Genomic DNA, 18,384 nt, shown 5'->3' with positions numbered 1-18,384 from the left:
ACCTCCTAGACGATGACGAGGTCGTGATCCTCGTATGCTGACGCCTCCGGTTCGGGGGCCTCGGTGGTGAGTAGCGCGTAGAGCGCGACGCTGATGGCGATCACTGGGGCGATGTCGACGGGCGCTTTCTCCCGGTCCCACACCGGGAGCCCGTTGAGCGTCTTCGTCGTCCCGTTCTCCACGGCCATGTCGAGCGCTGGCTGCGAGCGGTGCCGGACGCGGCGATCGCGGACGGCGTCGTGGAGTCGCCCGGCGGTGTTCAGCAGCGGAGTTCCGGAGATCTCATGGACCACGAACCCAGCGCGCTTGAGGGTCTCGACGAGGTCGGACACGGGAGCGCCGCGCCCCTGCAGAGCGACCTCGTTGATGCCCGTCTTCGCGCGGACCTCTTCGAGGTAGTCCTCGACCCACAACATGCCGGCGCGTTGCGCGATGACTTCGACGTGTGCGAGGTCATCTTCGCGAATGCCGGCGACAGCGACGTACGACATCTTGCGGTCGCCGGAGACATCGACTCCGAGCACCCTGCGGGTGTCCGCGGGCAGGGACGATCCTTCGTACACGAGCTCGCCCCGTTCGTCGACCTGCGGCGCGTCCGCGCACTCGGCCCACGAGGGAAAGTCGATGTACGGCACGATCTCAGCCGTGACCCACTGCCCGAGCACTTCGATGCGCTCGACATTCTTCTCGCGCGCCTTGGCCGCTGTGCGCATCAGTCCGCGGATCGTCATGCCCGGCAGGTATCCGGCCGACGGGTTCGCCTGCGCGAACGCCCTCGGATCGGTGAGCGGAGCATCTTGTTCAGCAGACCACTCCGCGACGAACCACTCAGTCTCGGCGTCGTCGACACCCTCGTGCGCGATGTCGCGCACGTCTTTCAGAACACGCGAGCGGGCGGTGCCAGCGTTCGAGAAGGTCACGAGGAACGAGTCGAACATGGCGTTCGCCGACTTCTCGATCGCTGACCAGCCCTCGTAGTCGTACTGCTGGCGCAGCTCGTCGAGGAGCAGGCGGGCGGCGGACTCGCCGCGAGCGCCGTCGAAGGTGCGCGGCTTGTAGGTCGCGCCGCCGTGCGTCTTGAGCTCCACTTCGCCGTTGACCATGCGCGGCGGGAAGGTGAACTCTTGCAGCATCGGCACGCGGTCCGGGGCGATGCCGATCTTCTTGTCGTCGGGCGCACCCCAACGGCGGACCTGTTTCCACGGCTTCATCGCGATGTCGAGCTTCTGTGCTGCGCCGACGACGACGAAGTCGAACTCGCGCAGCTGCTCGGGCCAGCGGCCCGCGTCGACGTAGATCCAGAAAGCGGCGAGCACCGCGCCGATCAGCGTCTTGCCGTTCTGCCGGCCGACGATGACGAGTCCCTTGCGGAACCGGAGCAGCCCGAACGCGTCGAGCTCGAACATGTGGATCAGCAGCCATTCCTGCCAGGGGAACAGGGTGACCTTGAGGTGATCGCGGGCGAAGTCGATGATCTCGAATCCGCGGGAGGTCTTCGGTGTCAACTCCTTGACGAGCGGCTGCGTGTAGATCCGCGGCTCGGTGAATCCGTAGACGATCGTGTCCGCCACGGTCACCTCCACGCGATCAGCCGCGGCCGAGCTTCTTCCTCATCGCTTCGATCTGGTTCGGCGACTTCGGAGTCGATGCAGCAGCACGGCTCCCGCCGGCGGCTGGGGCGTCGTCCGGGACGAGGCCGAGCATGTCGAGGTACTTCCCGAAGCTCGCGATCGAGACGTTGTCGTTCGCGGGCACCTTCGGTCGGCTACCTGTTTCAGCGGCGTCGTCATTCGCCCACTCGACGATCTCGTCCCACGCGTCGATCTTGCGAGCGAGAGCTCGGGCGGCGGCGACGGCGGCGGAGTGGCGCGCACGTAGATGCGGGGCATTTCGGATCGACCTCTCGAGCGCCTCGGCGACACTCTCGTCAGTGAAATTCGCCATGCCCGTCACCTCCTATACGCGCGCGACCCCCTCTAGGCGAACCCGGGGAGAGAGGAACCGACCGCGCGGGAGGTGTTCCGCGTCGGCGCGATCGGTGAAATCCGACCGCCCCTCCCCTTCCCTCAGATGTGAGCGGGGTCGGGGTGTTCGATCTGTTGGGCGAGGTCCATCAGGGCGACGGCGATCTCGTGACGCAGCACCGGCTCGTCGATCGTGACGCGTACGCCCTGCTCGATGGACTCGGCGGACAGGGGCACGGCGACCTCACCGGAACCGATGACGACGGGGCCGCCCGCCCGTGTGGTCAGGTGCAGCTCGAGCGTGATCGTGTTCGCGGTCAGTGCCATGTCGGTGTCTCCCTCATGTCCATGCCTGACTCGGTATGCCGAGGCCAGGGCGAGGCGGTCCATTCGAGCGGGCGTTATTGCACCCGTGCGCGGATGGGCGGAAGTTGGCCGGGTCCTCCTGCAACTCGGGATGCGTCGACACTGGGTAGAAGTGATCGAGCTCGAAGCGGTCGTCGTTCGCGTAGTCGTCGTGCGGGGCGTCGTAATCGATGTGATCCTGACCGCACAGCCAGCATGACGCGCGTTCCTCACGGCACTGCTCACGGAACTCGTCACGCAGCTTGATGAAGCGGCGAGTGATCTTTCGCTTCCCCGCCATCACGACTCCGATCACGAGTGCCCGGTCTGCTCAGCCCGCGCGCGAGGTAGGTGCGCCGCAGCGAAGGCAGGCCGGAAGACTGTGCCCCGCCGCCCATCACCGCTCGAGGTGCGCATCATGCGACCAGCCCGGTGCTGCTCACTCGACGGCTCCCGAACTCATGTCGGGCAGCGTGAGGTCATGGCTAGCGGCGGTCGCTCTGCAGAGGGTTGTGAGCGTGTGGCGGCGGGACTCACCCGAGAACGACGAAAGCCCCGCCAGATCGGCGAGGCTTCGGGTCACAGTTCAGGTGCAAGCACAGCTTAACACACCGTCTGGACACGTTTGACACATTAATTTCGTGGCCACGAACCCGATGATCTCGTCAGCTCGGGGCGTGGACTTCGAAGTTCACGTCGCCGATATGAGCCGCCCCAACAGTGAGTTGGAACCTGTATCGCCCGGGCGCTAGGGCCATCCCCGCGAACTTGGCGCTGATCGGAAACTCGATCTCGGTTCCAGGCGTCATTCCAGGCGGACGGCCAACTTCGAACTCGCCCCGCATCTCGACGGGCTGGCCGTCCAGTATGACTTCAACGCCATCAGCATCGAACAGTTGCAGGAGGAGCCGACGTCGTCGATTAGCGTCGTCCCAAGGGACAAACACCATTCCAGCCACGTACACATCGAGGAACGGCATCGCCAACTGAACGTTGCTCCAGCCACCACCTTGGATGTAGAGCTTCCCACCAATCGCTTCGGCAAAGTCAGCGAGGAGGATGTATCCCCTCACTATGCGACCTGCAAGATGTCGCCGCCCCAAGACATCGTGGGGGCGGTCGGCCATCGCTGCCACCCCGCGGACTGGTCGAGCGTGGAGCGCCATGTACTGAAATCGACAGCGACATCGATGATTTCATCCTCGACGTCAAGGATCGTACCGATGGCAGTGTGGCCTTCGAGGTCGTCGAGCTCAACCTTTTGCCCGATCACTGCCCCAAAGGGTCCATCGATCATGTCGTCAAAGGTGACGGTGACGATGTCGTCTTCGGAAGCGCTTTGAAAATCTGCGGCGAGTCGCATGCTTATCTCCTTCTGAATCGAGAGCCTAGAGCGAATTGAACACCCGCACCAGATGGTCCCACGAATCGTCTAGGTCATCGCTGGGAAGCAGGAGCGTGTAGTGAGGTTTCTTGCCGGTCGCGACGAGCTCGAAGCCGGCGTCATTCAGCCGTTGCACCGTTGACCAGCTGTGGTTTTCGATGCGCCGCAGAATTGGCGACATGGTCACGATCTCATTCGGCTGACCGCCTGCCGATGCAGCGACCGAGATCGCGGCCACTCCATGGACCTTCAGGCAACGCTCAAACGATTGTAACGTCGGTGCTCGCTCGAACGCCCCACCGCGCACAACGTAGTCACCCGGCGACAACGGCGGCTCATCGCGAAACGGTAGGGGGCGTGTCATGTCACGGCCACCCTACCGTTCGCCCGCGAACGATAGCAGTTCTAGCGTTCACCGCCGGGACGGGAGGGCGACTTGCGAGGTCGACCTCGACGGGATCGCATTCGCTTCTCGGCTGCGAGTAGTTCCTCCGCACGGAAGCGCCCGTGGATTGGGCGCAGTTCACCCGCCTCCACCCACCGACGAATTCGTCGCTCGGCCGACGCGAGCGCCGCGTCACCCTGAATTCGCGCCGCGGCCTCTGCGAGCGTCAGCCATGTCCTCACGCGGCCTCTCCCCTCTTCTGAGCCGCCACGGCGAGCACGTCGTCCTGCCAGTAGCGACCCATCTGCGGGGTGAGGAGCTTCTGAGTCACCCACCCCCGAACAGTGCCCGTGGTGCGCTCGACGAGGCGTGCAGCGTCCACGAGGGTCATCCACCGCGGGTCGTGCGGTCGAACCTCGGCCGGGGCTGGCTCGGCGAACACCGAAGCCCACAGGCCACCGTCATCGTTCGAGTTCGCCTCCCAGTCGCAGTCCGTCGTCGTGCAGCGGTACCGCGACGGGCGCCCGTTCCGGCCCGGCTGGATCCGCACGGCCATCAGGTCGCACACCGGGCACGCGGCCTGCGCCCATCGCGGCGAGTCGTCGAGCGGCCATCGCACGGCAGCGTCGGCGACCGTCCAGACGTCCGGAGCGCCCCGGTGCACGAGCATCACCCCATCGCAGAGCGCGTCCACCTGGTGCGAGTCGTTCGCGAGGGTGTCTAGCTCGTCGAGGATCACGTCGACGGCGAGCTGCACGACGTCGTGTGCGGCGTCTGCCATCGCCCCGGCCGGGAGGCCGGCACCGAGTCGGTCCTCCCCCGCTGCGTGGTTGGCCCACATATTCAGCGTCGTCGTGATGTCGTTCGACGCGTCGATGAGATCAGCTGCCACAGGTGCCGGAATCTCGATCGACGACGACTGCACCCGGACCCGGTCGTAGGCGGCCGCCTTCGTCGGATCAGCGATCGAGCGCAGGTGACCCACGATGCCCGCAGCGTCCTCGAGGTGCCGGCGCAGACGCCGATAGCAGCGCTCACAGATCAGCACGCCGTCACGGGCGTCGACCTGCGCGCACCCGGGGCACGGGTTGTCGCCCTTGTAGTTCTCGCCGTGGCGGTCGCAGGTCGCGAAGTGCTCCCCACGAATCGTGCAGCCACGAATGCAGTAGCGGTCAGACATTCCGAACCCCTTCCACGATGCGGTCAATGGTCGCCATCCCCGCTCGGCGTCCCCCGACGCGGACGACAGATTGTCCCGAGAGCGCGCGTACTGCGACGTCGCGCTGCCACGGCATGAGCTCGATCCCCAGGCTCTTCGCGAACGCGTCCACGCGGTCGGCGTCCGTCTCCTCCGGCGGGTCTGTGCACACGCAGTCGACCTCCTCATCCGGGTCACGAGACACGATGATCGACAGCTTCCCGTGGCAGTACGGGCACGCGTCTTGCGCCTCAGAACGGGGTGTCGTCGCCATAGGCCCATCCCCCATCTGCGGGCGGTTCGGAGGTCGCCCACTGCTCCTGTGCCGGGGCGGACGCCGCCGGCTTCTGTCCATCGGTGCGCGCTGCGCGGGTGACCTGCGCCGTCGCGTAACGCAGGCTCGGGCCGATCTCGTCGACCTCGAGCTCGATCGCGGTGCGCTGGTTACCCTCACGGTCCTGGTACGAGCGCTGCCGAAGGCGACCCTGCGCGACCACGCGCATGCCCTTCGTCAGGCTGCCGGCGACGTGCTCGGCGAACTCCCGCCAGCACGACGCCCGGAGGAACAGCGCGTCGCCGTCCTTGTACTCGTTCGCCGCGCGGTCGAAGATGCGCGGCGTGCTCGCGATGGTGAAGTTCGCCACCGGGAGGCCGTTCTGCGTGAAGCGCAGCTCGGGATCCGCGGTCAGATTGCCGACGACGGTGATCACGGTCTCGCCGGCCATCAGTAGCCCGCCTCGATGAGGCTGTCGATCGCGGCCGCGATGAGTGCGCCCGCTTTCGTGAGATCCCGGATCGGGTCTTCGCTCGGCTTCCAGAACTCGTTCGACCACGGCCAGTTCCAGCGCAGCGGCGGATCGAAGTGCGCCGCTTCAGGGCCGCTCCGCAGGACGGCGACCGCGACGTTCGCGTACTCGATGCCAGCACGAGCGAGGAGGTCGCCCTGATTCCGATCGCCCTCGGTCGTGTGTCCCTCATCGGTGATCTGACGGGCGCGCTCCTTCTCAATCAGCCCGGCACCGCGACTCGCCACGCTCGGCATGATCTCGTCGATGTGAGCGGCGAAGCGCCAGCGGATCGACTCGCGGGCATGCTCACGGACGGCCTCGTGCAGAAGCTGGCTCTGATCGAGCGACAGGAGGAAGTCGCGGTCGGTCGCCAGCGCGATTCCGTTCGCCATCACATGCGACAGCAGATCCACGAACGGCTCGTAGTCGGTCAGAGGCTTGCCGGTGATCGCGGTGACCGGCGCCTCGGTGTTCTCGGTGCTCATGCTCGTTTCCTCTCGGTGGTGTTCGCTCGGAGTCCGACGCTTCGGCGTGCGGACTTGATGAAGTCGCGGGCCTCGCCGGTGAGTTCGGCGATGACCCTGTCGGAGTGCCCGATGACAGTGAGGCCGATGACGACGGCCTGTCGGTGGCTGCGGAGCCGGACGCTGTTGATCGCCCCGACCAGCACGTCCTCGACCTTCACGCCACGGTGATCGGCCTCGGACGCCAGCTGACCCCACACCCGCAGCGGGACCGTGATGGTCTTGGTCTCAGAAAGGTGTGTCATCCCACTCCTCCTCGGTTTCGTCCTGCTGGTCGTGCTCGTAGAACTCGGTGAGCCTGTCTTCGTAGACGCGGCGTTGCATCCACTCGTCGCGGAGGAGCCGCCTGTCCCGGCAGGGGCCACACTTCTTCGTCCCCGCTCCCCGAGGCATGTGCTCGTCGCAGAACATCGGCGGGGCATCCAGCACGGCCGGACGCTCGGGGCGCTCTGGCGCCGGCTCCCGGTCCTCCTGCACGGCATCCCAGGCGGCGGCTCGCGCTGCGTCCTCCGCCCGCACCCCGGCCCGCGCCCGCTCCCGCGCGCTCCCCCGCGCCCTCGCGCGCCCGCCCCCACCCATAGCCACGGAGCGTCCATGGAAAGCGCCTGGCGGCTCCGGTGTGCGGATCGTGGTGCCGCGCAGGTCGACCTTCAGCGGGTGCAGCAGCAGCAGCCACTCGACCGTCTCCCGGGTCTCCGGGTCCGGGGCGAGGAACGTCGTCAGGAACCCGGACTCCGTCAACAGCACCAAGTGCTCGAACACCTCGTCCGGAGTCAAGTCGAGCGTCGGATACATCGCCGACGAGATCGCCCTCGTGTCGAACCGCCCCCGACCGAGCGGGTCGAGGTTCAGCCACAGCCACATCGCCGACGGCTTCGCGACGTCCGGCACATCGGCCAGCGTCTCGAGGTCGGCGGGGCTGATCATGCGTTGCTTGGTGGACATCGGTTCCTCTCGCGAAGCCCCGGATGCACGCGGCCAGGGCAGAATTCAGGTCTTCGGGCTCGACGGTGAAGCACTCGGTGTAGCCCTTCCCGCCGGGTCCGAGCACGTCCTCGGCGTCCGCCCAGGACGCGAACGCGGCCGGGAAGATCCGGCGCAGCACGCGCAGCGCCTCGCGCTCCCAGGACGCGTCCGTGCCGCGCTGGCAGACAATCGGATACCAGCCCCGGTCGAGCCACCGCTGCACACGTGACCAGGCCCACGCGCGACCGATCTTCAACGTCATCGACTCCGGGTGCCAGACGACATAGGTCATCGCGAACTCGGGCATCGCGCTCATCGCCTCGCAGCCTTCTTCTTGACCGTCATGCCGCGCCATTCCTGGTGAGCATCAGACGTCTTCGAGCACAAGCCGAACTTGTCGAGGTGGTTCACGACCTGACCGCAGAGGCGGCACGCCGGCTTGCCCTCGTGGATCATGTCAACGATGCGCAGCTGCTCGAGCGTGACCTCGCGGTTCGGCGCCCACTCCTTCTCCTCGGCCGCCGGCGTTGTCGCGATGAGGGATCGGGCGATGTTCGCCTCGAGCACGGCGGTCATGCCGCGTCCTCGATCAGCTCGGCCTCGCGGCGCGCCTGCCACTGCCGTTCGAACTTCGCGAACGTGATCCGCGGGTGCGACTGCCAGTGCTCGACGAGCTCCTCCGAGGCGTACGCGAGCGCGCGGGCCTCGGTGCCCATGAACAGGGTGAACGGGTCGATGCCCTTCTCACGGCCGCGAGCGTTCAGCATCGCGCCGTTCGTCGACTCCTCCGCGGCCTCGTACTGGGAGTAGAGGGTGGCGTCGTACTCGGCGCGGCACTCGCGCCACGCGGAGAAGGCCTCGCTGATGATGCTCACGACGCCACCTCCGCAACCTCGACGCGCCGCGCGGCGGCGGATGCCGGAGCGACGAGTTCCCGCACGATCGCTGCGCCGAGGAGCGGCGGGACCGCGTTGCCGATCTGCAGGAACTGCTTCGACCGCGAGCCCTGGAATGGGAAGGTCGGGTCATAGGACTGCAGCGCGGCGAGCTCGGAGGGCTCGGCCGCACGGCGTCGCCCATCCGCGTACTCCCACGCGAACGTCGCCGAGCCGGTCACGGTCGCCGCAGGCTCGTCGACCGGCCGGGGTCGCGTGCCCGCGGTGCGCACGGATGCCGCACCCGCGGCGTGGCCCCACGCAGGGAACGACTGCAGCGCGGCGGCATCCGCGAGACTCAGCGGAGTCGCGGCGCCCTCGGCGTCGAACCGGTTCCAACTGCGCGCCTTCTCGGTGACGACTTGGCTCGGCTGATCGGCGCTGCGCAGGTCACGGTCGCGGTAGTCGACGCCGCCGATCGTGAGGACGTCGCCGCGGCCGTCATACCGGCGAGGGAAGCCGACGCGGTCGGTCTCGGCCCATCCAAGCGCCTCGGCCATCGAGACCCACTTCTGGACGCCGAGGTCGAGACGCTCCGGCGTGCGCGGGTAGTAGCGCGAGTGCGTCGGCGTGGGCGGCGCAGCGTCGATGCCGTCGCGGCGGGCGAGCAGGATGGCGCGCTTGCGCGTCTGCGCCACGCCGTACTGTTCGGCCTGCATGTTGTCGGTCCAGACCGAGTAGCCCATCCAGCGCAGGACGTCGGCGATCGCCTGCCAGACCGGCAGCACGGTCGGCACCTGTTCGAGAGCGACGAGGTCCGGGCGGTGGCGCCAGACATGAGCGAGCGGCGTCAGCACGAGCGGAGTGCGCGCATCACCGAGCGCGACTCCTGCAGTGTGAAGGCGCTCGGCGTCCTTCCATACGCCGTCAACGACAAGCCCGAGCACCTGGTCGAGCGACCTCCGACCGGCACCACGGCCCGCAACGGAGAATGTCTGGCACGGCGGGGACGCGATGTAGAGGCTGTGCGCAGGCACCAACTCAGGAGAGAACAGGCCCGACCACACGTCCCGGTAGACCGTCCGGAATCCAGCGCGAGTGCGTGTACGGATCGCCTCGGGCATCAGCTCAACGCCGTACTCACGGATGCCGAGCGACCGGCAGGCGGCACCCCATCCTGTCCCGGCGAAGTGATCGAGGGCGATGATCGGCGCGCTCATGCGATCGCCTCATGCCAGGCCAGCCACTCGGCGCCGTAGACGCTGCAGCCCATCTCCATCGCGACGGCGCGCGAGATCCGGATGCGGACCACGCCCTCGAAGCGGTACCAGGCCATCTCGATCGGGTAGAAGACTGGCACGCGCTCGGGGTGCGTCACCCAGCGGCGGACCTTCCAGCCGAAGCGGAGCGCCTGCGCCTGCAGGGCGCCCTCGCAGGACGCGTTGCAGAACGCGCAGAGCGATAGGCCGTCGACGGGCGACGGGACGTTCTTCGAGCCGCCCATGCCGACCGCTCGGCGGTGCTGGAACGTGAGCACGAGCACACCGCATGCCGCGCATCGACGCTCGTCGCGCCGGTAGACGGCATTGCGCGTCTCCGCGGTCGGCGCGCTCATCGTGCCACCGCCGACCGAAGCATCACGAACGTGCCTTCAACGTCGCTCGTTGCGAGCCGGAGCGCAGCCGCTTGGCCGTACGCGACGAGCACCGACGGCGCTCCACTGTTGGCGGCAGCCCTGGTTCCATCGGCGTGATGGAAGTGCAGCCGCCCGTGCATGAACAGCACAGCGGTCGCCTTGCCCCAGACCTCGCGAACGAACCCTGCGGTCTCCGTGCGAGCGAAGACCAGTGCGATTCCGTCGCCGTGCTCGGCCAACTTCGCGAGCCAGGTCCAGGCGGCGAAGCTGTACGGCGGGTTGAGCCAGACTCGCCCTTCCCAGTCCGCGGCGAGTCCGTCCTCTGGCAGTTCGATGTGCCGAGCGGCGGAAGGCCAAGGCCTCGGCGACGGTGCGGCACACGGATCGAGATCGAACGGTCCGAGCTTCTCGAGAATCTCCGGCGGTGTGAGCCACGTTGTCGTCTTCGCATTCGCAGACTGGTGCGATCCCATTGCACGACTCATCGGTGCGCTCCATACGCGTGCGTGATGGCCTTGTTGATGTTGAGCATCGAGTTGACCTTCGTGCGGAGTGAGCGTTCGGTGCCCTCGGCGTAGTGGTATTCGGCCTTCAGGTTGTGCCAGACCTCGAGCTCGTCCTGAGCGTCCACGTCGGCCATCGCGGTCGCGAACGTGGCCTGCACGTTGTTGCGGCCGTAGTACGCCTTCCTGCTCTGCTTCTTCGCGATGTAGGCGCGCTCGGCTTCGTAGCGGCGACCGTTGATCTCGAGCATCACGTCGGGCAGCTTTTCCATCAGGCCGACGGCCTCTCGGATGAAGTACTCCATCTCGACGGGGTTGGTGGGCTGGTAGTTGAGGAGCTGCGCGCCCGCCTTCAGAGCGAACGACGCCTGCTCGGTCGTGATGACCTCGCCGGTCTGCGGATTGGTGAACATCAGCGGCGCCCCTTTTTCTTGCGAGACGCGGCGCGGCGTGCCGAGCGGTTCTGCGGCGGGAGGTGATCCCGCAGCGCAGGGCGCTCGGCGACAGCCGTCTCGGTCGCGGTGACCGTCGGCGCAGGCTCGGCGGTCGAGATCGCCCACGCCGCCTCGACGAGCGCCTTCCGCTGGTTGCGGGCGGTGCGGTGCAGGTCGGTGCCGGCCTTGTCGGGGGTGAACACGCGAGCCGTGCGGGCCTCGGCCTCGAGCGCGTCGATCTCGTCGATGGTCTTGGTGGTGAGGAACTCCGCCGCCCAGTCGCGCGCAGCCACCGGCTCGGCACCTGCGGTCGGCGTCGTCGGCAGGTCGCGCTCGTCGATCTCCTCCTCGATACGGATGTCGCCCAGGAGGTCGCGGAACGTCTGCCGGAAGGCGACCATGCGCACGGTGCGGCCGAGGTGGCGCATCGGTGAGCGGTCCCACTTGCCGGACCATTCCTCGGATGCGGCGGGGTACTGCTCAGACCAGCGGATCGTGACGGTCGTCGGGATGCGAACGCCCTTGCGGTAGATCTCGACCCGAGCGAACTCCGGGTGCGCGACCTGCACGCCGATGACCTCACCGGCGTTGTCCGTCTCGACAGTCGGCGCCCACGCTTGCGTCCAGGTGACGCCGTCGTCGGAGAACTCGACCGGGCCGGTGCCGTCCCACTCCCCCGAGGCGTGGACGATGTGCTCGACCTCGCCGATGGTCTTCTTCTCTACGAGCTCAGTCGACATTTTCGACCTCCTGGAACTTCAGTGCGGGTGCCTTCCGGGTCGTGCGCGGGAAGTGCTTGAGTGCGGACGCCTCGAGCACGGCGAGTTCGACGCGCAGCATCTCGACGTGGCCGTGCACCTCGGGCGCGGCGGCCTTCCATGCGGCCTCGTCGATCGACGTCGTCTCGGAGACCGTGGTCTGGAAGCCGCCGTGCTCGGTCATGCCGACTGCGCCGAATCGCTGCGCGCCGGGAAGCTTCGCGGTCGCCGCCTTGACCTTGTCGTTCGCGACCTTCTCGGCCTTCACCGCGGCGTCGAGCTGACGCTTCAGCGGCGCCCACTCGGCGACCGCGTCCGTCACCTCTTCGGGAAGGTCGTCGACGTCGGGGCATCCGGCGTCGCGCCATGCGATGAAGGCGTCGGCGCGCTCGACGAGCCACGCGATCATCTCTTCGTCGCGCGGCACCGGGATCCACGTCGCACCATCGATGGGCGGCATGTCGTCCTCGTCGCGGACCTCGAAGCCGTAGAGCGCGTAGTCGGCGCCGAGCACGTGGATCTGCCACTGCATCTGCGCCATGTGCTCGACAGGGATCGCGTCGGACTTCCATCCGTACTCGTGCGACTTGACCTCGATGACGACGAGGGCGCCGTCCTGGTCGATACCGATCGCGTCGGGGGTGGCCCGGTGGAGGTCGTTGACGAGTGCCGCCCAGAGCGCGCCGTTCGGGGTGAGCGAAGCGAGGCGCTCGGCGGCCTCGTCGAGCAGCGCGGCCTCGCGGGCGTGCCCGGCGTTCGTGGCCTTGTTGCCGCGGAAGGTGGAGCCGTTCATTTTCTGCTCGACGATTGTGCGGCGTGCCTTGATGCCGGCGCGGGCGATCTTCCACGCGTCGGAGGCGGTGACGCCCTCGCCGCGCTCGAGCATCCAGACGGTGCGGGGCGCGTCGTCCGGGACGACGAGCCGGGCGGCGGTGATCTGAGGGGTCATGACGGATCCTTCTTCGGAAGCGGGATGAGGAACGCGACGACGAACATCGCGAGGCTGATGAGGACGCCGAGATCGGCGCCGTTGAATCCGGTTGTCGGATCGGCTGCGGGCGGGCCGCAGACCGCGGCGCCGAGGAGAGCGACGACCACGAGGGCCATGCGCCACGGCGCGAGGGGCCAGAAGCTGCGGGGGTCGGTGGCGATCGGGCCGACGATGGCGGGCTCGGTGCGCTCGATGACACTGAGGTGCATGTCAGCGGTCAGCGGAGCGAAGTCGTCCACCGGTTCGACGTTCTCGTCGGTATCCTGTGTCTGAGGCATGTGCTTGCCTTTCGTTTTCGGTGGGGCGTCCGGTGCAACGGGCGCCCCGCTTTCGTGTGTGGGGTCAGAGGGTTGCGAGTTCGGGGCGGCCGAGTCGGACGCGCAGGCGTTCGATGCCGCGGACGGTCACGCGGACCTGCGGAGGGTCGAGGACGACCTCGCCGGAACGCGGGTGGTGGTGGGACTGCGGCTTCTCCGCGAGCCAGCCGGAGTCGACGGCAGATTGACGCGCCTTCCACTTCCCCTGAGCGCCGCGGTAGATCCAGCCGAGCTCAGCGAGCTGACCGAAGAGACGCTGCCGGCCGGTCTCGACGCCGGCGCGGGCGAGGATCTTCGCCGCGTCGCCAACCTCGTAGTCACCGTCGGCGGACGCGAGTTCGTCCCATGCCTCAGCGCGGGGCGCGAGCACGGCGATCTGCTCGTCCTTCCGGGCGATGATCTCCTGCGCCTGGACGACGGCGCGCGCCATCAGCTGCTCCGGCGTCTCGACCGTGTAGGTGCCGGTGCGGCGGATCGCGGGGATGACCTCGTGCGTGACCCACCAGCGGAAACGGCGAGCCTCGGGCTTGTCCGAACGGATGACGACCTCGTACATGCCGGACTCGGACACGATCGTAACCGCGCGACGCTGACCGCCCGAGCTGATATCCGCCTGACGGATATCAGCCTCGTCGAGGCGGGCAGCGACGTTGCCGACGTTCGCGACACCGAGCACACCGCAGATGTCCGCGAGCACGAACCACACCTCGCCGTCGACCGAGACCGTGCGCACGTCCCGGTCTGAATACCGGAACACCTCGAGCACGCTCATGCCGGATCCTCCTCAAGGCGAGAGATCCCGAAGGCGACGAAGCCACAGAGCACGGCGGCGGCGAGCGCACCGATCGCGAGGATCAGGAGCAGCAGACCCCAGGGAGCGAGCACGCAGGCGACATAGACGAGCGTCACGCCTGCGACGGCATACCCAATTGCGACCGCCCACAGCACGGGGCTGAACAGCGCCACGGCCAGATCGTCCGAGCGGTTCGACGTGGTCGGGGCATCCGTCCCCACGGTGCCCCGACCCGCCTCGCCCGATACCCCAGCGGGCACCCGGTCCCCAGAACGGGAGATCATGAGATCACTCCAGAAGATGCGCCCGGCGCGCCGCTCGAAGGAGAGGCCGCCGCGCCGGACGCGACCCCTACGATCGATTCAGAGGCATTGCGGGATTCCGGCCCGCAAGCATCGACCGGAGGAGAATCATGGACCAGGAGATCCGAGAGCTCGTTGAGCAGCTGAAGCAGGGTGCGGACGAGCTCCTGAACGCGCAGGCGTCGGCTCCGGCGCTCCTCATCGGCGATGACGGCACCTTCGATCTCGACGAGTGGGCGCGTTACGTCAACGTCATGGTGCGCATGCTCACCGCGCAGACCGCGCGGGTTACGGGCGCGTCCGCGCTGGTTCTCACGGACCTCTCGAACCGTCTCGAAGGAAACGCTAGCGAGTAGCTCACGCGCCTCGCTCATCCCACGACGCTGACGGCGAGTCCCCTCGAGGCTCTGCCGCATCTCCGGGGTGACCCGAATTGCAACACCGGACGCAGTAAGCTCAGCGACGTGGATCTGACGCGCGAGGAGCGGATCATGGCTGCGGCGATCATCATGCGAGACGCCATCGAAGAGATGCTTGATCACGACGCCACCGCCTCTGCATCGCGGCCGACGGGACGTAGCCGTGACTCGTTCCACGCGTCGAGATCCGACTCATAGAACGCGTTCGAGTCGCCATCCTTGTGCTGCGTCGGCCCCGTTCCGGCTGCGACCCGGTTGCGGAACGTGCCGTAGTTCATGCCGCAGTACTCAGCTGCACCCCTGGTCGAATAGACCCGGAGCTTGTGGCCAGCGGAGAGGTCCTCGATCTTCCGCTCGAGGCGCAGGAGAACTACTCCGAGGTCAGTCACGCTGCACGCTCCGAGCGCTTCTGAGCCGCCTCGTTTTTGCGCTCGAGCGACGCCTCAGCCATGGCGACGATGCTGGAGGCTGTTTCGCCGATCTCCGCGGCGACGGCGCTCAGAAGCGAGGGGCTGAACGCGACGTGCCCATTCACCCGCGCCGACAGAGTAGCTCTGCGCATGTCGTTCTTCTCGGCGATCCGCTTGACACTGACGCCCGGCGTGCGAGCGATTCCGGCACGCACCTCGGCGGCGACCTCGTCATCGAGAGTGGTGAGCCCATTTCGGTTCGTCATGCGTCCATCGTGAACCCATTTCGGTTCTCTCGCAACCTCATTGCCGAAAGTGAACCGAAATGGGTACACTCTGGACGTGGCTCGAATCAAGAAGGAACTTCAGTCGGTCGATAGAGAGATCGCCGCAGTGCTCGCCGAGTACGTGGAGCAGAGCGGTATCTCGCGTCGCGAACTGGCGCTCGCTACGGGCATGTCCGCGAACCGGCTGGGGATCATCCTGAGACAGGAGCCACCGCCCGCAACGGTCGGCGAAGTCGGACTCATCTCGCGCGCTGTTGGCGTTGCGACCTCCACAGTCATCGCCGAGGCCGAGTCGCGCGCCGAAACCGCCGAGCCTTCCAACGTGAAACCCCTCGATGTCGGCGGCTCCCGCGATATTGATCTCACGACGGTACCGCTGCATAACACGCCGCTAGCCGCATCCACCGACAACACGCCGATTGATCCGACACGCGGAGAGGGATAGACATGAGCATTGCTGACTTCCAGAACGAGCTGACGATCGATGTCGGCGAGTACGCGGGAAGCCGGTACGGCTACATGTTCGGCGTCGGAGGCTTTCAAGACGGGCCCTGCGCATACGATTACGACCCATGGGAGCATGCCGACATGCTCGATGTTCCGATCGTCTTCCGCGACGATCTCCCCAACGCTGAGATGATGGCGGCCTTCTCGGTCGAGCACCAGGCAATCTTCGTGCGCCCCAGCCTTCATGCCGCCGTGGAACGATGCAGCCTCACGCACGAGCTCGTGCACTTCGAACACAACGACGTCGGCACCACCGACTTTCAGGAGATGCGCGCCGATCGCATCGCTGCTCGCCGACTCGTGCGCCCCTCCCGCCTGGAGCGGCTCTACGGCATCACTGAGGATCCTGCCGTCGTCGCGCTGGAGCTGAACGTCACCGAGAAGGTGATGCGTACCTACATGCGCATGAGAAGAAACGGACACTGGTGATGGCACGCCCGCCGCTCATCCTCGAGACATGGGGGAAGATCCGCCGCACGACGGTCGGCGGCAAGCCGACCGCTGTCGCGTCCTACCGCGATAGCGACGGTAAGACTCGCGTCATGCAGCGCCAGGGCAAGACGCCGGCTGAAGCCGAGCGCAAGCTCATCGCAGCCATGAAGGACCGGATAGCGCCGGTCTCTGAGATCGCACGGACGACCCGAGTTCGCGAGCTCGCAGACCTGTGGTGGGAGGAGTACCAGGAGAAGGACCGTGCACCCTCCACCCGCGCCCGCTATCAGCAGGTGCTCGACAGCCACATCCTCGACGCGCTCGGCGACCTCCGCCTCGAGGAGGTCTCGGTCTCGCGGCTCGATCGGTTCGTGAAGACGCTCGCGACCTCGTCGAAGGCGAACGCGAAGCTCGCGCACGTCATCCTGCAGGGCATGTTCGACCTCGCTGCACGGCATGACGCCTATGAGGTGTCACCGGCGCGCTCGATCGCGCCGATCGCTGTGCCGAAGCGGGAGATCGTCGCATGGTCGCTCGACGACGTCGCCGAACTCCGCGCGATCCTGCGCGCCTGGGATGCAGGCAAGCCGGCCCGAGGGCGCCGGTTCGGGGATCTCGCCGATGTTGCCGACTTCTACCTCGGCACCGGATGCCGCAGCGGCGAGGTGTTCGCGATGCGGTGGCCACTCGTGCATCTCCACCAGACGCCGGTCGTCGCTGAGGTCCGGGGGACGGTCGTGCGCGGCGAGAAGGGCGGGCCGTCGCGGATCATCCAGGAGTACACGAAGTCGGAGGCCGGGATGCGCGAGCTCCTCCTGCCGTCGTTCGTTACCGCGATGCTGATGCGTCGCCGCCTCGAGGCGACGACGGCGCTCGTGTTCCCGTCGAAGGTCGGCACTCTCCGCTCGCCAGGGAACTTCCTGACGCAGTGGCACGCCGCTCTGCGGGGGACGAAGTTCGAGGGGTCGGTGCCGAAATCGTTCCGGTCGACGGTCGCTACGGCAGTCGCCAACGGCCACGACCTCGAGGCGGCACAGGGACAACTCGGCCATGCGCAGAAGTCGACGACGGAGCGCAGCTACCGGAAGCGCCTGCATCGTGCACCGGATGTCACTGATACGCTTGAGGCGTTCAACGTTCTTCGTCAAAACCGCGAGTAAACCGCGGATCTGGCCCAGGACATGACACCGCATTAGCCCGACTTCCCAGTCGGGAGTAGCGCGGGGCTGTAGTTCAATGGTAGAACTTCTGCTTCCCAAGCAGACAGCGCGGGTTCGATTCCCGTCAGCCCCTCCACCTGTGGCTTACCGAGCTCTCCCCGCCGAAGGGTCCGTGACCGAGCGGCGTCAGGAGAAGAGCTGGCGGAGCGCGTCGAGGTCGCCGGAGTCGACCACCTTCTGGACGGCGTCGATGGTCTCCTGGTTGGTGAACATGCCCTTGAGCGTGCCGTTCCAGATCGCTTGCACGGTGTCCACGTCACCGGCATCGACCGCCGCGCCCGCGGACTCGATGGCCTGCTGATACGGAATCTGCTGAAACCCACCGGGGGCGTCATGAGGGTTGTAGTACGGCACCCAGGGAAGATCGGGGTCGGGCGTGAGCCAGAGCACCTGCCCAGGGTGGATATCCCGCCGGTGGTTCATCGAGCCGAGGTTCGGGTACGCGCAGAGCCGTTCAGCGACCACGGCTTCGACGTCGCCGGGCTCGACGGTATACGTCACCGGGGTGCCGTCCTCATCGACTGTGACCTCGCCCCGCGCGAACTCGCGCGCGCCGAGATCACGGAGCGTTCCGTGGCGCTCCCAATACAGACCGTCGCCGTCGCTGTAGACCTCTGACATGCCGGAGCATCTTTCCGGTTCCGCCGGTTTCGGCGTCGAGGCAGCCTCGGCCGCCGTCCGGAGATCAACCGCGGGAGCGGATGCCTTGGGCGTCTGGACTGCCACCGGCGAGGTGCACCCGACGAGCACTGCGGCGGTCACACCGATCACGACGAGCGCGGGGGCGAACTTCTGCGTGCCGGACATGACGCCATACTGGCAGATCGTTTTCCCGTTCTCGATGCCTGGGCGGCCGCGGAAAAGCATCCCATCCGAATCGTCATCGGTTCCGAACAGAGACAGGAAGGGCGATTTCGTGCGCCCTCCGCGCCGTCCGCACGACCGA

At 67.1% G+C, this 18,384-nt stretch carries 31 protein-coding genes and 1 tRNA gene; 5 read left to right on the top strand and 27 right to left on the bottom strand.

Annotated features, from left to right (window positions below):
* Window positions 1–5: 5 nt before the first annotated feature.
* The 24 genes from ILP86_RS00975 to ILP86_RS00860 form a co-directional block, all read right to left on the bottom strand.
* On the bottom strand, window positions 6–1,571 hold the full coding sequence (locus ILP86_RS00975) for a terminase large subunit (protein WP_222706857.1): 1,566 nt from the start codon (window positions 1,569–1,571) through the stop codon (window positions 6–8).
* Between the two features lie 16 nt (window positions 1,572–1,587).
* Entirely contained in the window at window positions 1,588–1,944 is a 357-nt protein-coding gene (locus tag ILP86_RS00970) for a hypothetical protein (RefSeq protein WP_147805338.1), read from the bottom strand.
* Window positions 1,945–2,066: 122 nt separating this feature from the next.
* Window positions 2,067–2,291 (bottom strand): hypothetical protein, encoded by a 225-nt coding sequence (locus tag ILP86_RS00965; protein WP_193761170.1) that lies wholly within the window; start codon window positions 2,289–2,291, stop codon window positions 2,067–2,069.
* Between the two features lie 13 nt (window positions 2,292–2,304).
* A complete protein-coding gene (locus ILP86_RS00960) occupies window positions 2,305–2,610 on the bottom strand; it encodes an HNH endonuclease (protein ID WP_147805385.1) in 306 nt (101 codons plus the stop codon).
* A 364-nt stretch (window positions 2,611–2,974) separates the two neighbouring features.
* Window positions 2,975–3,436, bottom strand: a complete 462-nt coding sequence (locus tag ILP86_RS00955) for a hypothetical protein (protein WP_193761169.1) — start codon at window positions 3,434–3,436, stop codon at window positions 2,975–2,977.
* Window positions 3,382–3,672, bottom strand: a complete 291-nt coding sequence (locus ILP86_RS00950) for a hypothetical protein (protein ID WP_147805366.1) — start codon at window positions 3,670–3,672, stop codon at window positions 3,382–3,384. Before ILP86_RS00950 ends, ILP86_RS00955 begins: the two co-directional genes overlap by 55 nt.
* A 25-nt stretch (window positions 3,673–3,697) precedes the next feature.
* The gene (locus tag ILP86_RS00945) at window positions 3,698–4,057 is read right to left on the bottom strand and encodes a hypothetical protein (RefSeq protein WP_147805365.1); all 360 of its coding nucleotides are present in this window, start codon (window positions 4,055–4,057) and stop codon (window positions 3,698–3,700) included.
* Between the two features lie 259 nt (window positions 4,058–4,316).
* On the bottom strand, window positions 4,317–5,258 hold the full coding sequence (locus ILP86_RS00940) for a hypothetical protein (protein ID WP_227750881.1): 942 nt from the start codon (window positions 5,256–5,258) through the stop codon (window positions 4,317–4,319).
* Window positions 5,251–5,550, bottom strand: coding sequence for a hypothetical protein (locus ILP86_RS00935; protein ID WP_147805370.1), 300 nt, complete (start codon window positions 5,548–5,550; stop codon window positions 5,251–5,253). Before ILP86_RS00935 ends, ILP86_RS00940 begins: the two co-directional genes overlap by 8 nt.
* On the bottom strand, window positions 5,528–6,001 hold the full coding sequence (locus ILP86_RS00930) for a single-stranded DNA-binding protein (protein WP_147805369.1): 474 nt from the start codon (window positions 5,999–6,001) through the stop codon (window positions 5,528–5,530). The genes ILP86_RS00935 and ILP86_RS00930 overlap by 23 nt, the downstream gene beginning before the upstream one ends.
* Window positions 6,001–6,549, bottom strand: a complete 549-nt coding sequence (locus ILP86_RS19515; RefSeq protein ID WP_227750880.1) for a hypothetical protein — start codon at window positions 6,547–6,549, stop codon at window positions 6,001–6,003. The genes ILP86_RS00930 and ILP86_RS19515 overlap by 1 nt, the downstream gene beginning before the upstream one ends.
* The gene (locus ILP86_RS00920; RefSeq protein ID WP_193761167.1) at window positions 6,546–6,833 is read right to left on the bottom strand and encodes a hypothetical protein; all 288 of its coding nucleotides are present in this window, start codon (window positions 6,831–6,833) and stop codon (window positions 6,546–6,548) included. The genes ILP86_RS19515 and ILP86_RS00920 overlap by 4 nt, the downstream gene beginning before the upstream one ends.
* Window positions 6,817–7,533, bottom strand: a complete 717-nt coding sequence (locus ILP86_RS00915; RefSeq protein WP_193761166.1) for a hypothetical protein — start codon at window positions 7,531–7,533, stop codon at window positions 6,817–6,819. The genes ILP86_RS00920 and ILP86_RS00915 overlap by 17 nt, the downstream gene beginning before the upstream one ends.
* 333 nt (window positions 7,534–7,866) lie before the next feature.
* Entirely contained in the window at window positions 7,867–8,130 is a 264-nt protein-coding gene (locus tag ILP86_RS00910; protein ID WP_222706860.1) for a hypothetical protein, read from the bottom strand.
* Window positions 8,127–8,429 (bottom strand): hypothetical protein, encoded by a 303-nt coding sequence (locus ILP86_RS00905; protein WP_147805352.1) that lies wholly within the window; start codon window positions 8,427–8,429, stop codon window positions 8,127–8,129. The genes ILP86_RS00910 and ILP86_RS00905 overlap by 4 nt, the downstream gene beginning before the upstream one ends.
* Complete coding sequence (locus tag ILP86_RS00900) at window positions 8,426–9,649, bottom strand: DNA cytosine methyltransferase (protein WP_193761165.1); 1,224 nt, start codon at window positions 9,647–9,649, stop codon at window positions 8,426–8,428. Before ILP86_RS00900 ends, ILP86_RS00905 begins: the two co-directional genes overlap by 4 nt.
* Window positions 9,646–10,044 (bottom strand): hypothetical protein, encoded by a 399-nt coding sequence (locus tag ILP86_RS00895; RefSeq protein ID WP_147805374.1) that lies wholly within the window; start codon window positions 10,042–10,044, stop codon window positions 9,646–9,648. Before ILP86_RS00895 ends, ILP86_RS00900 begins: the two co-directional genes overlap by 4 nt.
* Window positions 10,041–10,550 (bottom strand): phage N-6-adenine-methyltransferase, encoded by a 510-nt coding sequence (locus ILP86_RS00890; RefSeq protein WP_222706867.1) that lies wholly within the window; start codon window positions 10,548–10,550, stop codon window positions 10,041–10,043. Before ILP86_RS00890 ends, ILP86_RS00895 begins: the two co-directional genes overlap by 4 nt.
* Window positions 10,547–10,981, bottom strand: coding sequence for a hypothetical protein (locus tag ILP86_RS00885; RefSeq protein WP_193761164.1), 435 nt, complete (start codon window positions 10,979–10,981; stop codon window positions 10,547–10,549). Before ILP86_RS00885 ends, ILP86_RS00890 begins: the two co-directional genes overlap by 4 nt.
* The gene (locus tag ILP86_RS00880) at window positions 10,981–11,742 is read right to left on the bottom strand and encodes a hypothetical protein (protein ID WP_193761163.1); all 762 of its coding nucleotides are present in this window, start codon (window positions 11,740–11,742) and stop codon (window positions 10,981–10,983) included. The genes ILP86_RS00885 and ILP86_RS00880 overlap by 1 nt, the downstream gene beginning before the upstream one ends.
* Window positions 11,732–12,709 (bottom strand): YqaJ viral recombinase family protein, encoded by a 978-nt coding sequence (locus ILP86_RS00875; RefSeq protein ID WP_147805349.1) that lies wholly within the window; start codon window positions 12,707–12,709, stop codon window positions 11,732–11,734. The genes ILP86_RS00880 and ILP86_RS00875 overlap by 11 nt, the downstream gene beginning before the upstream one ends.
* Entirely contained in the window at window positions 12,706–13,029 is a 324-nt protein-coding gene (locus tag ILP86_RS00870) for a hypothetical protein (RefSeq protein WP_147805350.1), read from the bottom strand. Before ILP86_RS00870 ends, ILP86_RS00875 begins: the two co-directional genes overlap by 4 nt.
* A 64-nt stretch (window positions 13,030–13,093) precedes the next feature.
* Entirely contained in the window at window positions 13,094–13,840 is a 747-nt protein-coding gene (locus ILP86_RS00865; protein WP_193761162.1) for a phage antirepressor KilAC domain-containing protein, read from the bottom strand.
* Entirely contained in the window at window positions 13,837–14,145 is a 309-nt protein-coding gene (locus ILP86_RS00860) for a hypothetical protein (RefSeq protein WP_147805380.1), read from the bottom strand. The genes ILP86_RS00865 and ILP86_RS00860 overlap by 4 nt, the downstream gene beginning before the upstream one ends.
* 128 nt (window positions 14,146–14,273) lie before the next feature.
* Between ILP86_RS00860 and ILP86_RS00855 the strand changes: the two genes are divergently transcribed.
* Window positions 14,274–14,519, top strand: a complete 246-nt coding sequence (locus ILP86_RS00855; protein WP_147805381.1) for a hypothetical protein — start codon at window positions 14,274–14,276, stop codon at window positions 14,517–14,519.
* Window positions 14,520–14,701: 182 nt separating this feature from the next.
* On the opposite strand, the gene ILP86_RS00850 is transcribed toward ILP86_RS00855, so the two are convergent.
* Both ILP86_RS00850 and ILP86_RS00845 read right to left on the bottom strand, forming a co-directional pair.
* Entirely contained in the window at window positions 14,702–14,971 is a 270-nt protein-coding gene (locus tag ILP86_RS00850; RefSeq protein WP_193761161.1) for an AlpA family transcriptional regulator, read from the bottom strand.
* Window positions 14,968–15,258 carry a hypothetical protein gene (locus ILP86_RS00845; protein ID WP_193761160.1) on the bottom strand — a complete coding sequence of 97 codons (291 nt, stop codon included), beginning with the start codon at window positions 15,256–15,258 and terminating at the stop codon, window positions 14,968–14,970. The genes ILP86_RS00850 and ILP86_RS00845 overlap by 4 nt, the downstream gene beginning before the upstream one ends.
* Before the next feature lie 76 nt (window positions 15,259–15,334).
* Between ILP86_RS00845 and ILP86_RS00840 the strand changes: the two genes are divergently transcribed.
* The 4 genes from ILP86_RS00840 to ILP86_RS00825 all read left to right on the top strand — a co-directional run bounded on the left by ILP86_RS00840 (window position 15,335) and on the right by ILP86_RS00825 (window position 17,514).
* The gene (locus tag ILP86_RS00840; protein ID WP_147805383.1) at window positions 15,335–15,724 is read left to right on the top strand and encodes a helix-turn-helix transcriptional regulator; all 390 of its coding nucleotides are present in this window, start codon (window positions 15,335–15,337) and stop codon (window positions 15,722–15,724) included.
* Between the two features lie 2 nt (window positions 15,725–15,726).
* Window positions 15,727–16,215, top strand: coding sequence for an ImmA/IrrE family metallo-endopeptidase (locus tag ILP86_RS00835; RefSeq protein ID WP_193761159.1), 489 nt, complete (start codon window positions 15,727–15,729; stop codon window positions 16,213–16,215).
* Window positions 16,215–17,378, top strand: a complete 1,164-nt coding sequence (gene xerC / locus ILP86_RS00830) for a tyrosine recombinase XerC (RefSeq protein ID WP_193761158.1) — start codon at window positions 16,215–16,217, stop codon at window positions 17,376–17,378. Before ILP86_RS00835 ends, xerC begins: the two co-directional genes overlap by 1 nt.
* 62 nt (window positions 17,379–17,440) lie before the next feature.
* Window positions 17,441–17,514 (top strand) — tRNA-Gly (locus ILP86_RS00825).
* A gap of 50 nt (window positions 17,515–17,564) precedes the next feature.
* Here ILP86_RS00825 and ILP86_RS00820 read toward each other — a convergent pair.
* Complete coding sequence (locus ILP86_RS00820; protein WP_193761157.1) at window positions 17,565–18,245, bottom strand: hypothetical protein; 681 nt, start codon at window positions 18,243–18,245, stop codon at window positions 17,565–17,567.
* Between the last annotated feature and the right edge of the window lie 139 nt (window positions 18,246–18,384).

It is taken from the genome of Microbacterium sp. R1 (genome assembly GCF_015159725.1).
In the GTDB taxonomy this organism is placed as follows: Bacteria; Actinomycetota; Actinomycetes; order Actinomycetales; family Microbacteriaceae; genus Microbacterium; species Microbacterium oxydans.
Note: the sequence above shows the minus strand (reverse complement) of the source record. Positions and strands in the feature narration are given on the sequence as shown.

Coding starts and splice junctions, on each gene's coding strand:
- ILP86_RS00930 (WP_147805369.1), bottom strand. CDS start 6,001: ATGGCCGGCGAGACCGTGATCACCGTCGTCGGCAATCTGACCGCGGAT.
- ILP86_RS00950 (WP_147805366.1), bottom strand. CDS start 3,672: ATGCGACTCGCCGCAGATTTTCAAAGCGCTTCCGAAGACGACATCGTC.
- ILP86_RS00865 (WP_193761162.1), bottom strand. CDS start 13,840: ATGAGCGTGCTCGAGGTGTTCCGGTATTCAGACCGGGACGTGCGCACG.
- ILP86_RS00875 (WP_147805349.1), bottom strand. CDS start 12,709: ATGACCCCTCAGATCACCGCCGCCCGGCTCGTCGTCCCGGACGACGCG.
- ILP86_RS00960 (WP_147805385.1), bottom strand. CDS start 2,610: ATGGCGGGGAAGCGAAAGATCACTCGCCGCTTCATCAAGCTGCGTGAC.
- ILP86_RS00855 (WP_147805381.1), top strand. CDS start 14,274: ATGGACCAGGAGATCCGAGAGCTCGTTGAGCAGCTGAAGCAGGGTGCG.
- ILP86_RS00955 (WP_193761169.1), bottom strand. CDS start 3,436: ATGGCCGACCGCCCCCACGATGTCTTGGGGCGGCGACATCTTGCAGGT.
- ILP86_RS00885 (WP_193761164.1), bottom strand. CDS start 10,981: ATGTTCACCAATCCGCAGACCGGCGAGGTCATCACGACCGAGCAGGCG.
- ILP86_RS00900 (WP_193761165.1), bottom strand. CDS start 9,649: ATGAGCGCGCCGATCATCGCCCTCGATCACTTCGCCGGGACAGGATGG.
- ILP86_RS00915 (WP_193761166.1), bottom strand. CDS start 7,533: ATGTCCACCAAGCAACGCATGATCAGCCCCGCCGACCTCGAGACGCTG.
- ILP86_RS00870 (WP_147805350.1), bottom strand. CDS start 13,029: ATGCCTCAGACACAGGATACCGACGAGAACGTCGAACCGGTGGACGAC.
- ILP86_RS00945 (WP_147805365.1), bottom strand. CDS start 4,057: ATGACACGCCCCCTACCGTTTCGCGATGAGCCGCCGTTGTCGCCGGGT.
- ILP86_RS19515 (WP_227750880.1), bottom strand. CDS start 6,549: ATGAGCACCGAGAACACCGAGGCGCCGGTCACCGCGATCACCGGCAAG.
- ILP86_RS00845 (WP_193761160.1), bottom strand. CDS start 15,258: ATGACGAACCGAAATGGGCTCACCACTCTCGATGACGAGGTCGCCGCC.
- ILP86_RS00835 (WP_193761159.1), top strand. CDS start 15,727: ATGAGCATTGCTGACTTCCAGAACGAGCTGACGATCGATGTCGGCGAG.
- ILP86_RS00940 (WP_227750881.1), bottom strand. CDS start 5,258: ATGTCTGACCGCTACTGCATTCGTGGCTGCACGATTCGTGGGGAGCAC.
- ILP86_RS00920 (WP_193761167.1), bottom strand. CDS start 6,833: ATGACACACCTTTCTGAGACCAAGACCATCACGGTCCCGCTGCGGGTG.
- ILP86_RS00910 (WP_222706860.1), bottom strand. CDS start 8,130: ATGACCGCCGTGCTCGAGGCGAACATCGCCCGATCCCTCATCGCGACA.
- ILP86_RS00895 (WP_147805374.1), bottom strand. CDS start 10,044: ATGAGCGCGCCGACCGCGGAGACGCGCAATGCCGTCTACCGGCGCGAC.
- ILP86_RS00820 (WP_193761157.1), bottom strand. CDS start 18,245: ATGTCCGGCACGCAGAAGTTCGCCCCCGCGCTCGTCGTGATCGGTGTG.
- ILP86_RS00970 (WP_147805338.1), bottom strand. CDS start 1,944: ATGGCGAATTTCACTGACGAGAGTGTCGCCGAGGCGCTCGAGAGGTCG.
- ILP86_RS00890 (WP_222706867.1), bottom strand. CDS start 10,550: ATGAGTCGTGCAATGGGATCGCACCAGTCTGCGAATGCGAAGACGACA.
- ILP86_RS00965 (WP_193761170.1), bottom strand. CDS start 2,291: ATGGCACTGACCGCGAACACGATCACGCTCGAGCTGCACCTGACCACA.
- ILP86_RS00880 (WP_193761163.1), bottom strand. CDS start 11,742: ATGTCGACTGAGCTCGTAGAGAAGAAGACCATCGGCGAGGTCGAGCAC.
- ILP86_RS00935 (WP_147805370.1), bottom strand. CDS start 5,550: ATGGCGACGACACCCCGTTCTGAGGCGCAAGACGCGTGCCCGTACTGC.
- ILP86_RS00860 (WP_147805380.1), bottom strand. CDS start 14,145: ATGATCTCCCGTTCTGGGGACCGGGTGCCCGCTGGGGTATCGGGCGAG.
- xerC (WP_193761158.1), top strand. CDS start 16,215: ATGGCACGCCCGCCGCTCATCCTCGAGACATGGGGGAAGATCCGCCGC.